Annotated in this window: 13 protein-coding genes and 1 pseudogene; 11 read left to right on the top strand and 3 right to left on the bottom strand. The window is 37.9% G+C overall.

From position 1 onward, the window contains the following. Positions 1–279 precede the first annotated feature (279 nt). The 3 genes from F9U64_RS09845 to F9U64_RS09835 all read left to right on the top strand — a co-directional run bounded on the left by F9U64_RS09845 (position 280) and on the right by F9U64_RS09835 (position 3356). On the top strand, positions 280–1683 hold the full coding sequence (locus F9U64_RS09845; RefSeq protein ID WP_153402917.1) for a carbon starvation CstA family protein: 1404 nt from the start codon (positions 280–282) through the stop codon (positions 1681–1683). A gap of 230 nt (positions 1684–1913) precedes the next feature. Continuing rightward, positions 1914–2747 (top strand): STAS domain-containing protein, encoded by an 834-nt coding sequence (locus F9U64_RS23490; protein WP_153402915.1) that lies wholly within the window; start codon positions 1914–1916, stop codon positions 2745–2747. Between the two features lie 342 nt (positions 2748–3089). Continuing rightward, positions 3090–3356, top strand: a complete 267-nt coding sequence (locus F9U64_RS09835; RefSeq protein ID WP_153402914.1) for an alpha/beta-type small acid-soluble spore protein — start codon at positions 3090–3092, stop codon at positions 3354–3356. A gap of 71 nt (positions 3357–3427) precedes the next feature. Here the strand turns inward: F9U64_RS09835 and F9U64_RS09830 are convergent, their stop codons facing one another. After that, on the bottom strand, positions 3428–4423 hold the full coding sequence (locus tag F9U64_RS09830; RefSeq protein WP_153402912.1) for an aromatic acid exporter family protein: 996 nt from the start codon (positions 4421–4423) through the stop codon (positions 3428–3430). Between the two features lie 185 nt (positions 4424–4608). Here F9U64_RS09830 and F9U64_RS09825 point away from each other — a divergent pair, with 185 nt between their 5' ends. Beyond that, a complete protein-coding gene (locus tag F9U64_RS09825; RefSeq protein ID WP_153402910.1) occupies positions 4609–5601 on the top strand; it encodes an aldo/keto reductase in 993 nt (330 codons plus the stop codon). A 151-nt stretch (positions 5602–5752) separates the two neighbouring features. Here F9U64_RS09825 and F9U64_RS09820 read toward each other — a convergent pair whose 3' ends face one another. Continuing rightward, positions 5753–6715 carry a TRM11 family SAM-dependent methyltransferase gene (locus F9U64_RS09820; RefSeq protein WP_153402908.1) on the bottom strand — a complete coding sequence of 321 codons (963 nt, stop codon included), beginning with the start codon at positions 6713–6715 and terminating at the stop codon, positions 5753–5755. Positions 6716–7052: 337 nt separating this feature from the next. Between F9U64_RS09820 and F9U64_RS09815 the strand changes: the two genes are divergently transcribed. The 6 genes and pseudogenes from F9U64_RS09815 (at position 7053) to F9U64_RS09790 (ending at position 13848) form a co-directional block, all read left to right on the top strand. Continuing rightward, complete coding sequence (locus F9U64_RS09815) at positions 7053–7406, top strand: RpnC/YadD family protein (RefSeq protein WP_228275655.1); 354 nt, start codon at positions 7053–7055, stop codon at positions 7404–7406. Positions 7407–7785: 379 nt separating this feature from the next. Then, entirely contained in the window at positions 7786–8208 is a 423-nt protein-coding gene (locus F9U64_RS09810; protein WP_153402906.1) for a hypothetical protein, read from the top strand. 196 nt (positions 8209–8404) lie between these two features. Continuing rightward, a pseudogene (locus tag F9U64_RS09805) lies at positions 8405–9241 on the top strand (alpha/beta hydrolase). Positions 9242–9657: 416 nt separating this feature from the next. Then, the gene (locus F9U64_RS09800) at positions 9658–10857 is read left to right on the top strand and encodes a DUF819 family protein (protein ID WP_228275654.1); all 1200 of its coding nucleotides are present in this window, start codon (positions 9658–9660) and stop codon (positions 10855–10857) included. A 451-nt stretch (positions 10858–11308) separates the two neighbouring features. Further along, positions 11309–12241 (top strand): L-lactate dehydrogenase, encoded by a 933-nt coding sequence (locus F9U64_RS09795; protein WP_153402904.1) that lies wholly within the window; start codon positions 11309–11311, stop codon positions 12239–12241. 32 nt (positions 12242–12273) lie between these two features. Further along, positions 12274–13848: an L-lactate permease gene (locus tag F9U64_RS09790; RefSeq protein WP_153402902.1), complete on the top strand. Its 1575-nt coding sequence runs from the start codon at positions 12274–12276 to the stop codon at positions 13846–13848. Positions 13849–13933: 85 nt separating this feature from the next. Here the strand turns inward: F9U64_RS09790 and F9U64_RS09785 are convergent, their stop codons facing one another. After that, positions 13934–15073, bottom strand: a complete 1140-nt coding sequence (locus tag F9U64_RS09785; protein WP_153402900.1) for a hypothetical protein — start codon at positions 15071–15073, stop codon at positions 13934–13936. Between the two features lie 280 nt (positions 15074–15353). On the opposite strand from F9U64_RS09785, the gene F9U64_RS09780 reads away from it, so the two are divergent. Continuing rightward, the gene (locus F9U64_RS09780; RefSeq protein ID WP_153402898.1) at positions 15354–15566 is read left to right on the top strand and encodes a DUF378 domain-containing protein; all 213 of its coding nucleotides are present in this window, start codon (positions 15354–15356) and stop codon (positions 15564–15566) included. Positions 15567–16005: the final 439 nt, after the last annotated feature.

The raw sequence follows: 16005 nt of genomic DNA, 5'->3' as shown, positions 1-16005 counted from the left end.
TTAATGCTCATTAAATTTAATTTAATATGAGGGAACCACGCCGATATACTAATATTAGATGTTATATTGGCGTTTTCCCATTTAATAAAGGCAGTCTGAAATTAGAGTTACCCTCATAACTAATGCAATATAGTGAACCTCTATGTAATGCATAATCGATTCAAATGCAGAGTCACCTATCAAACAACAAATGTCTGAAAATTTAAAAAATATCATTGCTTTTTCCTCCCATTAACTATATTATTAGATTTCACTATTTAAAAAAAGGAGGTTTCAGCGGTGGTTACTTTTATAGCATCTATTGTATTGTTAATTGTCGGCTACATTGTTTATGGTAAGGTGGTTGAACGAATTTTTGGCATTAATGACCAGGATTCAACGCCTGCTTATACAAACAATGATGGTCTTGATTATATGCCGATGAGTTGGTGGAAAGCGAGTTTAATTCAACTATTGAATATCGCTGGAACCGGTCCGATATTTGGTACAATAATGGGCGCGTTATATGGTCCAGTCGCATTTATATGGATTGTTATTGGTTGTATTTTTGCTGGAGCAGTGCATGATTACTTTTCGGGGATGATCTCACTTAGACATAATGGAGCTCAATTTCCGACACTTGTCGGTAAATATTTGGGCGGTAAAATGAAATTCATTACAACGATTGTTTCGATCATATTAATGGTTTTAGTGGCAGCAGCATTTACTGCGGCACCTGCCCAGTTACTTACGGAAATAACACCACTTAACACGACGACTTGGCTGGTAATTATTTTTGCGTATCTAATACTGGCGGCGGTTCTGCCAATTAATAAAATAATCGGAAGAGTGTATCCTGTATTTGGAGCTATCTTAATTTTCATGGCTGTATCAATTGGTATTGGAATGTTTTTCTTTGATCATCAAATTCCAAATTTAACATTAAGTAATTTACACCCAGGAGATTTGCCTATTTGGCCATTGTTAATGGTAACAATATCTTGTGGGGCAATTTCTGGATTTCATAGTACGCAAAGTCCTATATTAGCTCGAACCTTAAAAAAGGAAAGTGAAGGCAGAAAAGTTTTTTATGGAGCTATGATTGGTGAAGGCGTCAGTACGGGTGCATTGCAAACAGCACTGGATGCAGGAGGCCCAGCAGGCATCGTTAATGAAATTAGTATAACGACGTTAGGTGCATTTGGCGGATTCATCGCCATTTTGGGTATTGTGGTTCTCCCAATTACAACAGGTGATACGGCATTACGTTCCTCCAGAATGATGCTGGCGGAAGTATTGACTCAACTGACGAAGAAAGATTTTAATGGGAAGAAGAATTTAGCTTTACTTACCATCCCTGTGGCTGGTGCAACGCTATATCTAACTACGATTGATTATAGCTTCCTCTGGCGCTATGTTGGAGGATCGAATCAGATTGTTGCTGCGGTGATGTTATGGACGGCAACCATGTACTTAGTGAAAAATAACAAGTTTCATTGGATTTGCAGTATTCCGGCTTTGTTCATGACAGCAGCCGTAAGTACGTATTTCTTCTATGCACCGGAAGGCTTTAACCTGGACTATGGTATTTCTCTGATTTTAGGAACGGTTATTTGGACAGCTGTGCTCGCTTGGTTTGTATGGCAGCTTATTAAACATAAAAGAGCAAGTAACTATGGAGATTCAGAGCTGAAAGCAGGGTAGAGCTATCCTCTTTAGATATAAAGGAATGTTGAGAGGGCATTGAAAATTCAATTCCCTCTTTGCTGTATAAGTTATTCGCTTCATTCATGATATAATAATAGAGTGAATTACTGGAAAATAAGTGACTTCTTATCGGTTAGGTGATTTGGAAAGTGGAAGTGTTACTTTGTTATAAAAATAGTGTAGAATATATGTAGGAAAATTCATCTAGTTTGTTGGGAGGAATTTAAATGGAATTAAAAAATATCTATGATTTCTTTAGTAGTAAAACAAGGGAATTAACTGAACAGTGGTATGACAATCTAGATAAGACAGGGTCAAGAGGTGTATATTCTTCTGATTCAGCAGATACTATTGCTGCTGTTAAAGAACAGAATCATCAATTCCACCAATTTTTTATAAAAATATTTCAGAATGATAGAAACGCATTTAAGAAGAACCTAGAAAATTGGATTATAAAGGTTGCACATGATGAAGCGCATGGGCATACTCCTATTCATGAGATCATTAGAGAATTTCATGGAACTCAACACCAATACCTAGAGTTGTTAAATGAGTACTTCAAATTACATAAAGATCATTATTCGTTAGATGAAATGTTCTATCTAAATAAGTTAATAACGGATACAATGGGAGAAGTAATTGAGTGGTATACAAAAGAATATAACCAAAATGCTGAAAATAAACTTCTTGCTCAACAAGAATTGATATTAGAATTAAGTACCCCAGTAATTGCTTTAAATGACCATATTGCTTTGTTGCCATTAGTTGGTGAAATTGATACTCACAGAGCAAGAATATTACTTGAAAAAACTCTGGAAGACTGTGCTCGCTTAAATATTGATCATTTATTATTAGATCTATCAGGTGTTGTTGTGATAGATACTATGGTTGCCCATCAAATTTTCCATTTAGTTGAATCATTATCACTTATCGGTGTGAAAACTCATCTTTCAGGTATACGCCCGGAAATTGCACAAACAGCGATACAATTAGGATTGGACTTCAATGACATCAGCATAAATTCCTCCTTATCAAAAGCAATTAAGGCTGTGGATATTTAATATTATACCCTCTAAGAACACAAGTCTCCCTTTTTATCAAGTGACTTTTTGCATGCCAGCCCACTAAAAAGCCCTCGAAACCGTTATGGTTCGAGGGCTTTTGCAGAATCTGGTTAATAAGTGTTGCTTGTCAGTTACTCATAAATTCTAGTTAAACGTAAATCATAATAATAAAGGAGGTATTCACCACAGCCCTAAAACAAAAGAGCTGACTAATTAAGATGTAAAGGGTCATGATAGCCAAGATCAGCATCAAAAAATTGATTATTAGTGAATTTGATAGCATTAATAAAAGACACGAATGAACTAACAGAGATATTCTAAGAAAGGGTAATAAACAATATGGCAAATAAAAATAAAATTCTTGTACCAGAAGCTCGAGAAGGATTAGATCAATTAAAAGCAAAAGTAGCTAATACAAAAGATCCCCAAAAAGCAAAATTTGAAGTGGCAGAAGAACAGCAAATTTCACTTAATCAAGGGTATAATGGGAATATTAAAGCGAAAGATGCTGGGAAAGTTGGTGGGCATCTGGGCGGGAGTATGGTTAGAGAATTAGTCAAGATGGGGCAACAGCAGCTTAATCAAAATCGTAATGAATCTAAATAAATAAGCACCATAAGTGAGACTTTCCTCAGGGGGGGTTTTTGTATCCCCCCACTGAGGATACTTAGCGTCTGTTATCCCCCACTTACCATCTTCGTGTTACTCGAAACTTTTCGTTTCGGATCTGGTTTGAATTTTTTCTTAATGGTTAAATAATTTTCTATTTCATACAATAAATGAAATAATGCAGATCGTACTTCGAACTCTTCTCGGGAATTTGGAAGCTCCATTTCCCGAAATTCTTGCGTCATTTCATGCAGCTGTTTTAAATAAAAGATGGCAGTATTGCCCGGATGGACGGCTTTACTCAATTCCTCCATAAATTCAGCTATTTTCTGACTTTGTACGACTGTGTGATCAAGTGTTGATATCAACGGTAACATCCGTTCCATAATCTCAAACTGTTTTTCTCTCATTTTAAAATAGTGAAAAAAGTAATCATCATGACGAAATAATTGATTATCGCTCGCTTTTAACGCATTTGCAAGCCCATCATCAATTCTATTGGAAGCAGTTATGAGTTCCTCCCCGTTCCAATCCGTAATATTTTCTCTTAAATAGCGCGCATATTCATACCAGACCTTTTGAAAACATTGTTCGATTTCTCGTTGAGTGTCTTGCATTTGTTTTTCATTGCTTGGCATATATGTATTCATTAGCAGTGCCGCTCCGACCCCAATTAATAATAGCAAGATTTCATTAAGCAGAATACCGAGTGTAACTTGTTCAAGTGTGTAAAGATGGAGCATGAACACAGTGCTTGTCACAATGCCTTTTTTTGCATTAAAATACACGACTATCGGAATGAACAATAGCAGTAAAGCACAGAGCACGATAGCATGATATCCGATTAATTCAAACATGACTGTCGCTAGAGCTAGTCCAAGGACACACGCAACGATTCTCTGCCAGGAAGCTTTCAGAGAGTCTTTTCTTGTCACCGATATACAAAGGATTGCGGTAATTCCTGCTGACACATAAAAATCAAGCTGCAGCTGCTCTGCTATGAATATGGCAAGAGCCGCACCTACAGCAGTTTTTGCTGTACGATAACCAATTATGTTAAACATATATCTTTTCCTCTTTTCGTGGACTACAGTAAGGATGTACTTTTATTTAATCATATGGCAAAGGTTTGGAAAAGCGATTTGGTGCGGAGTAATGTGGAATTATTTTTTCTGCCGTTCTTTATGTTTAATGCAGGATAAAAGCGGAAAAAGACTTGTGTGACTTCATAACACAAGGAGGAATATTAATGAAATCACTAGAGCAAGCTCTTAAACATAAAGTAGGTCTTGGAACAGCACCATTAGGAAATATGTTCAGAGATGTTCCTGAAGAGGAAGCACAAGAAACCATACAAACGGCATGGGACCAAGGGATTCGCTATTTTGATACGGCCCCTTTTTATGGAGCAGGATTAGCAGAAATCCGTCTGGGCAAGGCTTTATCAAATTATAATCGAGATGAATATTTATTCGGAACGAAAGTTGGACGTTATATGACGGATGAAAAAGAGGAAAAAGAGGAAGGCATTTTCCAGAATGGACGTCAAAACAAGGTCATTACAGATTATTCAGAGGAAGCAACCATGAAATCAATTGAGCAAAGTCTGGAACGATTAAACACGGATCGTTTAGATATCGTTTATGTTCATGATCTCTCTCCTGATTTCCATGGCGATGAATGGCTTGCAAAATTTGAAGAGGCAAGAAATGGGGCGTTTCGTGTCTTGAGTCGCCTTCGTGAAGAAGGAGTGATTAAATCGTGGGGACTTGGTGTTAATACAACTGAACCGATTGAGTTAGTGATGGACATGGAAGAATTCCAGCCTGACGTATGCTTAAATGCTACCAAATATACCATTTTGCAACATGAGCAAGCACTCCAGCGTATGATGCCGAAAGCTGCCGAAAAAGGGGTGGACATCGTTGTAGGCGGCCCATTTAATTCTGGTGTTTTGCTTGGAGGAGATTATTTTAACTATGCTAAAGCAGATGGTGAGATCAAAAATAAAGTAAAACAGCTAGAAGAAATTGCGGAAAGTCATAACGTACACTTGAAGGCAGCAGCTTTACAATTTTCAACCGCACACCCAGCTGTGAAAGCTGTCATTCCTGGTTCTACTCGCCCGGAACATAACGCTCAGGACGTGGAAATGATTAAACAAGATATCCCGCAAGCATTCTGGAGTGAATTAGTGGACAAAGGATTTATTTCACCACATGCTCCATTACCGGCTAAATAGAAACATTGCAGCTCAAAAATTGATTATTCTCACCCTGTTTTGGGAATTTACTGAGAAAAAATAAAAGAACCATGCTGGTGAAAATGAATCAGTATGGTTCTTTTTTATAGCAGACTGGACCACTCGTACATTAACTCACCATCATAATCCATTATTCACAAACAATCACTTGCCTGGAGAAAAGCGCCTTCTTCCCTTTGTTGGCAACACACCGATCGACGATCGTAAAATCAGCGGACAAAATCATTTCATCTATGTCTTCAATCGTCAGAATCACCACTCTATCTGCTATTTTTCTAGCATGCCTGATGATAGTGAACTGCTCCTCTTGCGTAGCTTTGGCAGAAAGGTTATATGGCAAATCAATGATTGCCACATCATAATAGCCTTCTTCGTCAGCAATATCTTTTACCTTCACTGTTCCCTCATAGTTAAAAAAGGCGATATTTTCTCTGGCCCCTTTTACGGCTAATGGATTGCGGTCAGAGCCAACAATCTGAATCCCCATCGACAGTGCCTCGACAAGTACTGTACCTATTCCGCAACAGGGGTCGATAACAAGGACTCCTGCTGTGTCTGGAACTGCTATATTGACAACAGCTCTGGCCAAGCGTGTGCTTAATGCTGTTGAGTACTCCTGCGGCTTCTTCAAATGATGCAGCCATACTGATTCACTTTCCAGGTATGTGCCGAAGTACCAATGTCCTTTGAACGGTACAATCCCGAAAAGAATATCAGGGTTTTTCATTTTCGCCTTTCCAATGATGTTCCAGCCAATCTCATTTTCAATCATTCGCTGTTCTGCAAATTCTATTTTCTGCTCATGAGAAAGGTCATTTATCTTAATGTAAAGAATTTTGAAGGTTTGGTCACTAAGTTCCATTTGATGAACCTGTTCAGCAATTGCTTGCACAGACTCACCTGTAAAAAGAATGGAGAGCCTCCCCTTTATAAACGGGCTCCTGCTTGGGTTGATATTTTTACTGCTTTTGATAATGTTATCGGATTCTTCACCGAAGAGTACTCTTTGCTCTAATGCACAGAGAGAGTATTCTTCGAAATCACGTGAGTAGGTGTACAGGTATTCTGAGGATTGCAAGTTAAGTTTTTTCATATTTGGTTTATTAGCCTTTCTTTGATCATTAATTGAATACTTTTAAACCTATTATATCTTAAAAACACCTTGATAACGGAAAATGAAGAATTTATAAAACAAACCTATTAAATTACTAGTTTGGGGGGAGCTGTCGCTGTTTATGAGTAAACTAAACCGTGCCAGAAGCCATGGAATAATCCCGATTTTTTTAGAAAAATTTCTCAATTAAAAAGCGCTTCCTAAATGGTGTAACTTTGGCCAATAGTGATATCTTTTTTCTTGCACAAACAATAGAAAGTAGTTTAATATTTATTTAAGAACAAGTGTTCGATAAGGTAATGAGAGGAGAAGTGTTATGAATCATACGTTGATCGCAGTTCATGAAGATTCCAGCAAGTATTTATCGCATGATCAGTTATTTATACAATTGATTGGCACGTTTTTTGAAGAGTTTCTTGAATTATTTTTCCCAGATGTCCATCGCTCCATCGATTTTTCTGACGTGAAGCCATTATCAGAGGAATGGTTCACAGATTTGCTTGAAGGGGACCATAAAAAAGTAGATATGGTATTCGAAGCCAAGTTAAAAGGAGAAGAAAAACTGATTATCATCCATGTAGAGCCTCAAAGCTACAGACAAGATTTTTTTCATCAACGTATGTATCAATACTTCAGCCTATTGTATAATAGGTATAGAAAACCTGTATAGCCAATCGCCCTTTTCACATATGACTACATTCGCAATGAACCCAACCAATTTACTATTACCTTTCCATTCTTTCATGTCTTAACCTTTTCGTTTTTAAAAAGGTAAGGGAGTATAAAATGTTGGCTATATAATGCTCGCTGACAGAAACGGCCACGTCCGGCTCCAGCGCCCAGAGACTAGGCGACTTCGCGAAATCGCCCTACGATAAGTCATCATCGTTTCGTTACCTCACCGTGATTCCCTTTATCTCAGTTGATTCGCTCCACTGCTACGTCTCTAAACGGGTGCTTGCGCCTTTGTTCAAATAGAATTAAAGAATCTCAACTGCCGTACTTTCCTAAAGTCTAATAACCCAGTAGCTGCTGCTTTACTTAGTAAAATGGGTTATCAAAAGTCAGAAGAATTAGATGTCAAGCGTGCCTTCTTAAGAATGTTAATAAGCCTTAACACAACCCCTGCAAAAGCAGAGTTAGTCAATGGATTTTTTGAAGCGTATTTACCGATCACTGTACAGGAGAAGGAAAAAATAATGAAAGATATGGAGGAATTCACACCAGAAGAGTTAGCATTTATTCGAAGCTTACCAAATTCTTGGCGGGATAGAGGATTGAAAGAAGGAAGAAAAGCAGGAAAAGCGGATACAACTGTCCGATTGATTAAGAAATTTGTCGGTCCTGTACCAGAAGATATAAAACAGCGAATCTACATGCAAAGTATCCCAGTGTTAGAAAACATTATTGACCATATTGATCAAATAGAGACAATGGAAGAAGTGAAAGAGTATCTGATCAATCGGGAATAGAAAGCGAATGATTATACACAGTGTGAGCGGCTGTAATTTTTTACTTAGCCTTGTTTTTTAGTATGGGGGAGGGGCTGTTTGCACTGTGAACAACAAAAGCAAATGCATTCCTTTAGTTAGCACATGAACATAGGGTTTTATGACCTATTTCTATACAAGGTTTTGACAATACAAGATTTAGCAGGGAGAATCATAAATGAGCAAAACTACTGCTTTACCGTGGAGAAAAGTTCTGAATGACGACAAAATACATACGATTACCGGTGATGTGAAGATAATCGAAGCATTCCCGATTCCTCAGCTGCAGATAGAGCGCAGAATATGGATTTATTTTCCGAAAAGTTATAAAGAAGGGGTACGCAGGTATCCAGTCCTCTATATGCAAGATGGCCAAAATGTGTTTAATCAAGCAACATCTTGGGGAATCGAGTGGGGCGTAGATGAGACACTAGAGCAAATGGCTATTGGGGAAACTGGTCTCGAGGCTATCGTAGTTGCTATTGATAATGGAGGCGACCAGCGCAACAATTAATATAATTTTACCATGAACGAGGAGTATGGCTTTGGAGGAAAAGGTAATGCTTACACTGAATTCAGTGCAGAAACACTTAAGCCATATATCGACCGTCACTATCGAACCCTTCCCGAACCGGAGAATACACTGATTGGCGGAAGCTCGTTCGGTGCGTATATTGCGCTCTACACGGCCATTTGCTATCCTGATCTGTTTGGCAAAGTTTGTGGGATTTCATTTGTTATGTGGCAGGATGATGGTGCGATCATCCGATTAATTCAGCAGTCAGATATTTCTCCTGCGATGGGTATTTACCTGAGCATGGGAGGTCAGGAGACCGATAATACAGATTTTAATCAGACTGCCTATGAGCATGTAGTAAAGGTCCGTCAGACGCTAATCGCAGCAGGTGTAGATGAAAATCGAATACGATTTGACTTTATACCTGATGGAACGCACCATGAATCAACTTGGGGGCCATTGTTTGCTGAGGCTCATCGTTGGCTGATCCATTTATAATATCGTGTTTTCTGCTAATCTAGCGAAAGGAATTACAGTGTCATTCGCTTTCTTGTTAAGAGTTAAAGATATTTATTATAGCTAAGCTGGTGGCTTTATAACCATATCATTATATAATAGAAAGTTGCACTGCTGCATGTGTACATTTAGTAAGAGTGCTGTTGTCTTTAAGATAATAGTGCTTTTTAGCTGTGCATATTTCTGGCTTTCGAATTTGGGACAGACGATATAAGTAAAGGATCTATCCTCCCAACAGTAAATAAACCCTCAATGCTTCCATCTCCTTATCTGTAGTTCGATGCAAATTTCACAATATTTTCCGATTGATTTTTTGACTGGAAAAGTGATAAAATCTCCAAGTCCTTACCACCAATTATCTGAAAATTTTCAAAAATCAACAAGGAGTGTTTCTCATCATGAATAAAGATATGGTGTTAATTCAAGATCCTATGGCGATCTTCGCTTATTTAAGTGCAATTGTCGGGATTGTATTTATGTTATCTACTTTAGATAATAAATTTTTACGTAAGTTCTTTCGTTATGCTCCACCTTTAATCTGGATGTACTTTTTACCAATGCTTTCAACCACATTTGGTATTATTCCGCAAAGTTCGGATTTATATAGTTTTCTAAGTACGTATATACTTCCAGCAGGTTTGTTATTATTAATGATTAGTGCGAACGTTCCAGCAACATTTAAGCTCGGAGGGAAAGCTGTTCTTTTATTTCTTTCAGGGACAATCGGTGTTGTGATTGGAGGCCCTATTGCTTTTGCTTTATTCCAAGGAATCCTGCCTGAGGAAGCATGGCGTGGAGTAGGAGCCCTTGCTGGAAGCTGGATTGGCGGATCAGCAAATATGGGTGCAATGATTGAAGCGTTTCGTACACCTGACGAGATATTAAGTCCAGTCATTTTGACAGACACCCTAGTCGGAATTAGCTGGATGGGTGTTATGATTGCATTAGCCAATTTCCAAGAAAGGTTCAATAAGTGGAATGGTGCGGATAATTCTACGATTAAGAGAGTTAATGAAGATATAGCAACAGATATTGAAAGGAATGTGAAACCATTACAACTTCCACAGCTGTTTGGAATAATTGGTATTGGTTTTGCAGGATCCTATATCATTCGTGTCTTCGCAGGGATGGACTTTATTCCAAAAAGTGAGATTATGAGCACTTCAACATGGTCGTTCATTTTGATCACTGCTGTTGGAATTGCCCTTTCCTTTACAAAAGTTAGAAACCTGGAATACTATGGTGCCAGTAAAATCGGTTATTTAGGAATATATTTGTTTTTAACTGGGATTGGTGCACAGGCGAATTTAGCAGATGTTGTGCAGGCACCTCAGTTTATCTTAATGGGAGTCGTCTGGTTAGCAATCCATATCCTTTGTATCTTTGCTGCCGCGAGATTGTTAAGAGCGCCGTTGTTTTTCGTAGCAGTTGGGTCTCAAGGTAATATCGGTGGGACGAGTTCAGCACCCATTGTTGCATCTGTATTCCAACCCGCATTAGCGCCTGTGGGATTATTAATGGGGATTTTAGGTAACATTGTCGGCACCTATGCAGCCTTATTGTGCGGGAAACTAGCACAGATGATCGCAGGGGGATAGGCTTACTCAAATTGCCTCGCCAAAGGAGCGAATAAGCTCTTAGTGAGCGATTAGATTATATGGATTATGCCTAATTATATAGGCGAGATCCACTATATTGATTGTTAAATAGCAAAAGAGCACACTCTTAGTATATAGACTGTGCTCTTCTTTGCATGAGGGTTAATTTTGTTAGGTTGTTTTTTACAGATTGAGATAAAGTCTCCATCCCCATTTCTTTTGATCTTGTTATTGAGATTTGATTTATATGTGACAGAAATTTGTCCAAAGCATCAAAGGACTTTAGAAACTTTAATGGTGATCTTGCTAAATTCAAAAAAATCATGTATATTATGTTTGTGAAGTAATTCACAATTATTGAGTTAAAGGATCAAGAAATTAGATATTTTTTTACACCTATATGTGAAACACTTCACATTAAATAAATTCAAGGACGATGGAGGAATTTAAAATGAATTTTACACAAGGTAACAAAGTTGTATTAATCGGAGACGGTGCTGTTGGATCAAGTTATGCATTTGCTTTAATGAATCAGGGATTATGTGATGAATTAATAATAGTAGACTTAAATGAAGATAAAGTAAAAGGGGATACTATGGATTTAAGTCATGGTATTGCATATGCCCCTACGGCAATGAAAGTCAAAAAAGGTTCTTATCAGGATTGCAGCGATGCAGCCATTGTTGTCATTACAGCAGGAGCAGCACAAAAACCTGGAGAAACCAGATTACAGCTAGTAAATAAAAACGTCGCTATTTTTAAAAGTATTGTAACAAATGTAATGGATTCAGGGTTTAACGGTATTTTTATTGTTGCATCAAATCCAGTTGATATCCTATCATTCGCAACATTAAAATACTCAGGTCTACCAAAAGAAAGAGTTATTGGATCTGGAACTATTTTAGACTCTGCGAGATTTAGATACTTACTAGGAGAGGAGTTTGATACGGCAGCAATAAGTGTTCACGGTTATATCATTGGAGAACATGGGGATTCTCAATTCCCGGCATGGAGCTCTGCAAATATCTCTGGTGCACCTCTTGCCCAAAAGCTAACCGAGGAAAGGAAAGAAGAAATAGCTGGAATGGCTCGTGAAGCAGCTTATGAAATAATTAATGCAAAAGGTGCAACATATTACGGTATAGCTATGGGATTAGCCCGGATAACGAAGGCTATTTTCAGAAATGAAAATGTCGTTCTGCCTGTAGGGACATTGTTAGAGGGGGAATATGGTCACAGTGGTGTATATGTCGGTATGCCTTCTGTTATTACAAGAGCCGGCGTAAAACGTATTGTCGAACTATCTCTGAATGAGGAAGAGAGACAAAAGCTTTCTCAATCTGTCCGAACGTTAAAAGATATTCAAGATTCTATTTTCGAATAAAGATATATTTATAGTTTAAAGGGGCAATTTATATGTTAGTGGAAACTTTTAATCCATTTGATAACCTTGTTCTCTCCGCACTTGTCGCAGCAATACCGATCTTATTGTTTTTAATCTGTTTAACTTTTCTAAAGATGAAAGGTATAAATGCTGCCTTATTGAACTTATTCATTACATTTTTAATCGTAATATTCGTATTTAAGTTACCTCTTAGTACATCACTTGGAAGTATTGTTCAGGGGATCGTTGCAGGTTTTTGGCCAATTGGCTGGATTATCGTGATGGCTGTCTGGCTTTATAAGATCTCTGTGGAGTCTGGTAAGTTTAATGTGCTACGTAGCAGTATTGTCGGGGTTTCACAGGATCAACGGGTTCAATTTTTACTTATAGGATTTAGTTTTAATGCATTTTTAGAAGGCGCTGCTGGATTTGGTGTACCTATAGCCATTTGTTCGGTACTGTTAGTTTCATTGGGTTTCAAACCTCTCCAAGCTGCCATGCTTTGTTTAATCGCAAATGGCGCTTCGGGAGCGTTTGGGGCAATTGGTATACCTGTAGGAATCATTGATACATTTGAACTTCAAGGAAATGTTACTTCGATGAGCGTATCGGTAATGACAGCTTTAACACTTCCGATTATTAACTTTACCATTCCATTTTTATTAATATTCTTAATTGACGGATTAAAGGGAGTAAAGGAAGTATTACCGGCAATATTAGTGACATCTGCCACATACACTTTGACTCAAGTGATAATTACAGTATTTGTAGGTCCGGAATTAGCCGATATTATACCACCTTTATTAGCAATGGGAATGTTAGCATTATTTCTTAGAAAATGGCAACCACGGAATAATTTTTTATTGATTGGCAAAAATCTTGAATTTGAGAATCATTCTCTAAGTGAAGTTATTAAGGCATGGTCCCCATTTTATTTGTTAACGATCTTCATTCTGATTTGGAGCTTCCCAGCTTTCAAAGGGTTATTTGCTGAAGATGGTATGTTAGGATTCACTGTATTGGACTTTGGAATAGCGGGAACATCTTTAAGTGCAAGTGTTAGTTTGATAGGGGCAACTGGAACAGCAATTTTGTTAGCGGGATTAACAACCATTGGAACAACGGCAGGAATTAAATTTAGCGAAGGTTATCACCTTATTAAAAACACAGTGGTTGAGTTCTGGAAACCAATTGTAATGATTTGTGCTATTATCGGGATTTCTAAATTAATGACATACGGTGGATTAACTGTTGCATTAGGAGAAGCTGTGGCAACCGCAGGTACAGTCTTTCCACTATTATCACCAATATTAGGATGGATTGGCGTATTTATGACTGGATCAGTTGTTAACAATAATACATTATTTGCTCCGATTCAAGTAACAGCAGGTAATATTATCGGAACTAATCCTTCTCTATTAGTTTCTGCCAATACGGCTGGTGGAGTTATTGCGAAGCTTATTTCTCCGCAATCGATTGTGATTGCAACTGCAGCTGTTGGCGAAACAGGAAGGGAAGCAGATTTAACAAAGATGACGCTGAAATACAGCTTTGGATTATTAGCTTTTGTATGTATTTGGACATTCATCTTATCACTATTTTTCTAGATGAAATATAGAAGCAAGGGAGAAGCACTTTCGCTTCTCCTTTTATTGTCTTAGATCGTAATTGGTTCTTAAAACGGACTCTTTATCACTGATAATTAATAATCGCAGGATTGGGATCAAGCTTTAAGACGTCTTCAGCACTTAGTACAGGTTCATCTTTATTATAAAAGATCTTGAACCCGCCGTATTGGACTGCTTCATTCCGCACGAACTTGCGATAGAGAGACATTTTTGTGGAGGAATCACCCCAGCCATCATAGTTCAAGACGACTTCTACATTCTCAGTCGGTTGGATGGCTTCTTTGTTCGTTAATGCTTCGTCCATGAACTGATGGACGAGGATAATTTTGTCTGGCAGGTCGTTTTCTTCTACCATTTCTGTAAGGTAGTCCACCGCTTCTTGGACTTCCGCTCCGTTTACTTGGCCAAGGTCGATACCTGGTGTTTCTCCTTCTTTTACATGAAATTCGGTATCTATGGCCAGGTGAACGTATGGAAGCTTCAACCATTCCTCGAGTAATTTAACTTGATTCATGACAGAGTCTGTTCCCAGCTGAACATCAAGCATAAGCAACGCATTGTTTTCTCTTGCAAGTTCAGCATATTCATCAATTTGTTCTGTTGAAGTCATGTGGTAGTACTTACCTTCAGGTCCAGGATCCCGCTGTGCTATTGTAGAAATCAACTCAATCATTGGAATGGCCGGACGGGATGGATCGGCATCGGAATATGCCTTTGTCTGTTTTTTTAACTTTTCCATGAGTTGTTCTGGTTCCATTTCCCCCAGAATCCCCATATTGGTGGAGTTCGGATGCCCATAGTAGGCTACAATTCTATTATCCTTTAAAGGACCATTGGTTTGATCCTCCGCTCCTTCAACCAGTGTTTGGCCGACTGGAACCATCCTCGTGCGATCATCTCCGTGAGCTTCGGCACTAGGCATCATCTCAAGCTCCTCTTCAGACAATTTATCTTTGAGAAGTTTGGCATCATTTTCAGGCTCTATCGGTTTGTAAGGCTGAGCTGGCTCTGTTTGTTTTGTTTCTTCTGTTTCTTGCTTTTCCTCTGATTCTATATTTCCTTCTTTCTGTTCCGATACACTTTCTTCCGATTGCGCATTTTCATTGTTTCCTTCACTCTGATCAGTAGTAACAGTGTTTTCCGAGCATGCGATAAGGACAAAGACTAAGAGTAACCAGGATAATGTCATGGTTAAATTTTTCATGTTGTTCACTTCCTTATGTATTAATTTTCTTCTATCTATCATTCTATCTATTTCCCCTGAATTTAAAAAGAATAACAGAAACCAGATAGATTTCACATGGGAATTTTCATGGTAGAACGATTCTAAACAAAGACAATTAGTGTATAAGTAGTAAAGGAGAAGTCACCACAAACCAACTTAGCTCTTTGCTTAAAGAACTAAAAATGTTTGAAAAGTTGAATAAAAGGAATGAACAAAGTAAGGCAAGAAATCATCGAACACATAGAAAGGAGTATTATGTATGAAAGCACTAAATATTATTGCTTTAGTTTTATTAATTGTAGGAGGGCTAAACTGGCTTTTAGTTGGTCTGTTCCAATTTGATCTTGTAGCAGCAATCTTTGGAGGAGAGGAAGCAGTTCTATCACAAATTATTTATGTTATTGTAGGTATTTGTGCGATCTATGCTTTAAGATTCATCCCTAAAGTTAAATCTGAATCAGTGCATAGTTGATAAAAAACCAGGGATATTGTAATAAGATACAATTTTCACTCTTGTGCTGAAAGAGATCATCAGTTATTATTTAATATTCTCAATTCTTAGTGGATAAATCCTTTTCATTATCCAACCCTAGTGCTAGGCTGCATATTTTCAATATTTCCTGTATGTTCCTTAGGTTGTTTACCATTACTTGGTGGCTTAATTGTCATCGCGATCACTAGAGAGACAATACATAAGACTGCAATAATTGTAAAGGTTGCTTGAAACCGCTTTAGACAAAACTATTGTATTAGTCCAAAGAAACGACCATTTTAAAAAGGACAGCAACCATATTTGTTGTCAACCACAAACAAATTATGAAGCTAATGGATGAAAAATCAAATAATAACGGCAAAAAAGGAGAAGGTTTCCTTCCAATTAGGTGGAAATCCTTTTTTTTACATGTTAGGAG

It is taken from the genome of Gracilibacillus oryzae (assembly GCF_009498735.1).
Taxonomy (GTDB): Bacteria; Bacillota; Bacilli; order Bacillales; family Amphibacillaceae; genus Gracilibacillus; species Gracilibacillus oryzae.
This window is presented reverse-complemented; position numbering and strand designations above follow the sequence as displayed.